Source organism: uncultured Tateyamaria sp. (assembly GCF_947497045.1).
Taxonomy (GTDB): domain Bacteria; phylum Pseudomonadota; class Alphaproteobacteria; order Rhodobacterales; family Rhodobacteraceae; genus Tateyamaria.
Genome location: NZ_CANMEU010000028.1, coordinates 1 through 5,381 on the forward strand (window position 1 = coordinate 1; position 5,381 = coordinate 5,381).

General features: G+C 57.5%; 7 protein-coding genes. 4 read left to right on the top strand and 3 right to left on the bottom strand.

What is annotated here, in order from left to right; translation table 11 throughout:
* The first annotated feature begins 91 nt into the window (after nucleotides 1-91).
* The 4 genes from Q0859_RS21590 to Q0859_RS21205 all read left to right on the top strand — a co-directional run bounded on the left by Q0859_RS21590 (nucleotide 92) and on the right by Q0859_RS21205 (nucleotide 1,976).
* On the top strand, nucleotides 92-241 hold the full coding sequence (locus tag Q0859_RS21590; protein ID WP_366523242.1) for a transposase: 150 nt from the start codon (nucleotides 92-94) through the stop codon (nucleotides 239-241).
* Complete coding sequence (locus tag Q0859_RS21195) at nucleotides 216-629, top strand: transposase (protein WP_299155105.1); 414 nt, start codon at nucleotides 216-218, stop codon at nucleotides 627-629. Before Q0859_RS21590 ends, Q0859_RS21195 begins: the two co-directional genes overlap by 26 nt.
* Nucleotides 630-1,048: 419 nt before the next feature.
* Nucleotides 1,049-1,528, top strand: coding sequence for a cytochrome c (locus Q0859_RS21200; RefSeq protein ID WP_299155107.1), 480 nt, complete (start codon nucleotides 1,049-1,051; stop codon nucleotides 1,526-1,528).
* Nucleotides 1,529-1,688: 160 nt separating this feature from the next.
* Nucleotides 1,689-1,976, top strand: coding sequence for a hypothetical protein (locus Q0859_RS21205; RefSeq protein ID WP_299155109.1), 288 nt, complete (start codon nucleotides 1,689-1,691; stop codon nucleotides 1,974-1,976).
* A 761-nt stretch (nucleotides 1,977-2,737) separates the two neighbouring features.
* Here the strand turns inward: Q0859_RS21205 and Q0859_RS21210 are convergent.
* From Q0859_RS21210 to Q0859_RS21220, 3 genes are read right to left on the bottom strand one after another with little or no spacing between them, the layout of a single operon-like run.
* A complete protein-coding gene (locus Q0859_RS21210) occupies nucleotides 2,738-3,661 on the bottom strand; it encodes an aminotransferase class IV (RefSeq protein WP_299155110.1) in 924 nt (307 codons plus the stop codon).
* A complete protein-coding gene (locus tag Q0859_RS21215) occupies nucleotides 3,658-4,596 on the bottom strand; it encodes an ornithine cyclodeaminase (RefSeq protein ID WP_299155112.1) in 939 nt (312 codons plus the stop codon). The genes Q0859_RS21210 and Q0859_RS21215 overlap by 4 nt, the downstream gene beginning before the upstream one ends.
* Nucleotides 4,593-5,261, bottom strand: coding sequence for an amino acid ABC transporter ATP-binding protein (locus Q0859_RS21220; RefSeq protein WP_299155114.1), 669 nt, complete (start codon nucleotides 5,259-5,261; stop codon nucleotides 4,593-4,595). Before Q0859_RS21220 ends, Q0859_RS21215 begins: the two co-directional genes overlap by 4 nt.
* Between the last annotated feature and the right edge of the window lie 120 nt (nucleotides 5,262-5,381).

Sequence of the window (5,381 nt, forward strand, 5' to 3'; positions counted from 1 at the left end):
CCAAGGGTTACGATGAGCGAAAGACACTCCCTTAGCAAAACAATGCTGTCTGTCTCAAAGGCCGTGACGGGTTACAGCCAGTTTGATTGGCATGGATCTTGCAGTTCCGGATTACTCGACCTTGTCGCGGTGCGGTAAGGGGCTGAGGATCACCCCACTCCGGCGAGCTGCAAGTAAGCCAATCACGCTCATTGTGGACAGCACGTGTCAAAAAAATGCATGGCGGCGACGGCTGGCATGAAGAAAAGCACGGCACCAGAAAAGCCCGCAAAACATGGCCCAAGCTGCATATCGGGCTCGATCCGGAAATTGGCGAAGTCGTTGCCTCGAAGCTGACCACGGAACATGTAGGCGATGAAACGGCACTGCCAGACTTGCTCAATGATGTTGATGTGAGCCGGTTTCTGTCGGATGGGGCGTATGACGGTCAAGGCGTGGCAAACAGTCTGGAAAGTAGGTTCGGGCCAGGGATAGAAGTCATTATCCCTCCGCCGAAAGAAGCGGTTCACAGCAAGAATGCAAAACGCAACCACCACATCGATGTCATCGCTCGAAATGCCAGAAAGAGATGGCAGACGAAGACAGGATACAACGAGAGGTCGCGTGTTGAAGCCCAGATCGGCAGGTGAAAACAGGTTATCGGCGATCGCCTGCAAGCACATTATCTCGACCGTCAGATAGCCGAAGCGAAAATCGCATCAAAGGAACTCAACCGCATGACATCTCTCGGTCGTGCGGCGTATGAACGCGCCGTCTAGAGGGATGGGGGTCGGGGCAAAATCGTCGAGATTCTGATCCATGCAACACCGTCGGTCATATGCTAATCTATAGAACATCTTGTTGCATGGAGACGCATATTGATCTATTAATACTCCAATCGCCACCCAAGGTACTCTACCGCGCCCGGCGAAGCCGCATCGAGTATACCGGTCTTGTTTCACCTGACCCTACAGCGGATGCCTGCCTCGTAGGACGACCCAAAAGCGTGCCCAAGACTTCACGGCGAAAACGGATCGATGACACGTATTTTCAATGGGAGGAAACAAGCATGGGACGAAATAGGACATGGATTGCTGCAGCTTTGGTATCGGCAACGGCAGTGGGTGCCGTCCTTGCGGACAGCCACGCCAAAAGCTCTTTTGCGGCGGGCATCAAGGCGCGCCAGGCACATATGCAGCTTTACAGCTTCAACCTTGGGGTGCTCGGCGGAATGGCCAAGGGCGATGTGGAATATAATGCCGAGGCCGCTGGTTTGGCCGCATCAAACATAGTGCATCTTGCGTCGATCCATCAGCCGCAGGCCTGGGCCCCCGGCTCTGACAATTCAGCAAATGAAGGGACGCGCGCGCTGCCGGCCTTGTGGCAGAACTTTCCTGATGTGGGCCAAAAGTCCGCAGAACTTTTCGCCGCTGCTGAGGCGATGAAAGCCGTTGCCGGTGATGGGCAGGCGGCCATCGGAGGGGCAATGGGTCGGCTGGGCGGTGCCTGCAGCGCATGCCACAAGGCGTATCGCGCCCCGGAAAATTAACCGCAGAAGTCGGGCCTTCCGAAACTTTGGGAGGCCCCAGATTGCATGTCAGGGCGGTGGGTTATCAATTGTTCACCTCTACCTGTCTCAATCAAAACCAGAACCTTAGGTGACATCGTGTTGACCCACCAGAGCAATCACGACAATCGCGCCTGATTTCATGCTGACCACGCCCGCTTTTATGGCCCAGGAAGTCGACCAGCCAGATCGTGAAACGCCTGTCTCGCACGTCACCAACAGCGTTCCGCAAGTGCAGATCGGCGTCAATCCGGCGCCCGAAATTATCGCTGCACTGCTGGACTGGGTGTCACAAATTCAGGAGGTCGAGGTCAGGCAGACCGTGGGTTCCTTGCCCGGAGCGCTGGGGTTCTGGATCAGTGAAGATTCTGATCCTGACCCGCCCAAAGGCAATTGTTGGAGGTCGGGAGTTCGCGCATCTTCACCTTGACGGTAGCCTGCACGCGTCCCTGCCGCCCACGTCGTCCGGACGCGCAGCAAAGGCTGGCTGCATTGCCTTACATTCCCAGGGCCAGTCAGCGCTCGGGATGGGAAGGTTCTGTAATGATCTATATGCCGCAAATCCACGCAGACCTGAAAGTGGCCTTAGATCTCGTTGCACACTCGTTTGAATTCGTGACAGGGCACAGCGCCCCCGAAATCAAATTTTCATCGAAATAGGACCAAAAATGGGCGACTGAGTTCTTTCGCCTGTCCGTATTACCCGGCAGATCGCCGATCATACCCGAAAGGCCATGAGGTTTCGACCCATCCTCATCTCACGCGCCTTCATGTGGACATCGCTGACGCTGGAGGATGAAACTTCGTCGCTGTATTGATGTTGCGGCCTTTGGTTATGCGGCGTTGCACACCCTGCCTTACATTTTCGACATTGGCAGCCTCCGTGAGATCATAGGCGAGGCCTCGGCGCTGAGCATCTCGGCCGGATGGCTGGCGCTTCATGTTTTTGGCCATCAACTCCCTCGATTGGGCCGTGAAATGGATGGAGTTGATCTAGAAAACGCTCCAGCGATGGGCTTATCTGGCGGCAGGTGCGCAAAGCGGATAGGCGCAATAGGCGTTCTCGAAAACCGTGCTGCGCGCCGCGAGGGCATCAATGTTCGGCGTTTTGCAAACCGTGCCACCACAGGCGTTCAACACAAGAGACGTCAGTTGATCGACCATGAACAGCAAGTGTTGGGTTGCGTCATCTCAGCGCGAGACCTCCTGCTTGATCAGCTCTTTATAGAGCGCGCGAATGCGTTCTGTCATGGGCCGCTCACCGATGCCAATCGATTTGCCATCAATTTCGGCAACTGGGGTCTGCGCGCCGAACGTGCCTGTCAAGAAGGCCTCATCCGCGCCGTAAGCTTCATAGAGCGAATAGTTTCTTTCAAACACCGGAATGTCATTGGCGCGGCACAGATCGATGACCTTTTGTCGCGTGACGCCGTTCATGCAGTAGTCCCCGGTTGAGGTCCAAACCTCGCCCCGGCGCACGATAAAGAAGTTGCACGCGTTGGTTGTATTCACAAAGCCCAGCGGGTCCAGCATCAGTGCTTCATCCGCGCCTGCTTGTTCGGCCTGAAGGCAGGCAATGATGCAGTTGAGTTTGGAGTGGCTGTTGTATTTGGCGTCTTGCGCCATCGGCAGGCCGCGCACCTGCGGGACGGTCGCGAGCCGGATGCCCTTTGAAAGCAAGGCGGGGGCGGGTTTGGAATGTTCCATGATGATGACCAGCGTTGGGCCGCTTTGGGACAGGCCCGGGTGCTGGAACGGTTTGGTTTTCACCCCGCGCGTCAGCATTAGGCGACAATGCACATCCGTTGTCATGCCATTGGCTTCAGCCGTTTTACGCATGGCCTCGGCGATCCCGGCCTTGTCCATGCCAACATCAATAGACACGGCCTTACAGGAGCTGAAAAAGCGGTCCATGTGTTCGTCAAAGAAGGTCCATGTGCCATCGTAAAGCCGCATGCCTTCCCACATGCCGTCGCCCAGCATAAAGCCGCTGTCGTAAACAGAGACTTTAGCCTCATCCCGGTGCACGATGTCTCCGTTCACGTAGATCTTGATTTCGCGATTACGCGCATCGTCGGTGGCGGTGTGGGTGCTGTGGCTGGTGTCTTGGGTCATGTATGTCCTGTGGTTTCAACGAGGGCGAAGGCGATCATCAAATCCAGATGCGCGCCGCCCCCGTTCTTGAAGAGTGTGATGTCGGATGGGGATGTGCGCCCCGGTGTGCCGCTGGCGAAGTCATAGAGATCCGCCAGAATGTCTGTGGGGGAGATCACGCCAGCTGCGAGCGGGATTTTCAGCTCGCCGATATGGTCGAGTGTTGTGTCACGGCTGTCGACGAATAGTTTCGCACGCAGCAAAGCCGCGTCATCCACTTCGCGCATGTCCGCGCGAAATGCACCGATCAGGTCGAGATGTGTGCCGGGGGTCAGCCATTCGCCAAGGACGACAGGGGCGCGGGCCATGGTCGCGGTTGAGATGATGTCGGCCCGTTGCACGGCGTCCCCGAGACTGGATACAGCCGTGACCGGGACGGGGCCGCCCGCCGCCTTTTGCGCCAGGTCTTCGGCCTTCTGCGGCGTGCGGTTCCAGATTTCGATCTGTTCAAGGCCAGGGAACAGGACCGGGTAGGCCGCGGCCAGTGTTTCAGCCACGCTGCCCGCCCCGACGATCAGCAGGCGGCGACTGTCGGGGCGCGACAGCAGTTTCGCACCCAAGAGCGCATCCGCCACCGTTTTGAGGTTGGTGACCAATGCGCTGTCGAGCGTCGCCAGATGACGCCCAGTATCATCGTCAAAGACCAGCATCGCACCTTGGATCGTGGGCATGTCCCGGGCGGCGTTTTCGGGCACCACGGTGACCGATTTCACGCCGGAGCCCATGCCGGGAATGCGAGCAGCCCGGCTGAGCAGTGTGCGTTCGGGCGGGCCAAGAAACACATCTGCAATCTCGGCGCGCGGAGCTTTGTGACCGGCCTCAAGCGCCGCGACAAGCCGGGGCCAGTCAGGTGCCGCCGGAGGGTCACCCTGCATCAGGAACGGAGGGGCTGTCACGATTTGACGGCTTTCATGAACTCCTGCGTTATCGGGTGCGCAGGCGCTGTGAACATCTGTTCGGGGTCGCCCTGTTCGACGATGGAACCATCCGCCATCAAGATAACCTTGTCCGCCACCGCGCGGGCAAAACCCATTTCATGGGTCACGCAAATAATTGTCATATTGCCGCGCGTCAGTTCCTGCATCACATCCAGTACTTCGGCGATCATCTCCGGGTCCAGCGCCGAGGTGGGTTCGTCAAAGAGCATGATATCGGGGTTCAGCGACAGCGATCGCGCCAGTGCCACACGCTGTTTCTGCCCACCAGAGATTTGATCGGGGAATTTTTCGGCATGTTGGCCGACCTGCATCCGATCAAGCTGTGCCATTGCCACTTCCGTGGCCGCTGCCCGAGGCCGGCCAATGCCGCGAATCTGTGGCAGCACGCAGTTTTCCAGAATGGTCAGATGCGGGAATAGGTTGAAGTTCTGAAACACCATGCCGACCCGTTTGCGCACTGCCTCAAGCTCGCGCTCATCATCGCCAACTGCGTGGCCCAGAACCGACAGAGCGCCGTCTGCATAGGTTTCCAAACCGTTCACACAGCGGATCAGCGTGGATTTGCCGCTGCCCGACGGGCCGCAAATCACCAGCGTTTCGCCATATTCAACATCCAGCGACACATCGCGCAGCGCGTGGTGATCCCCGTAATATTTGTTCAGGTTTCTTGTAACCCGTCACGGCCTTTGAGACAGACAGCATTGTTTTGCTAAGGGAGTGTCTTTCGCTCATCGTAACCCTTG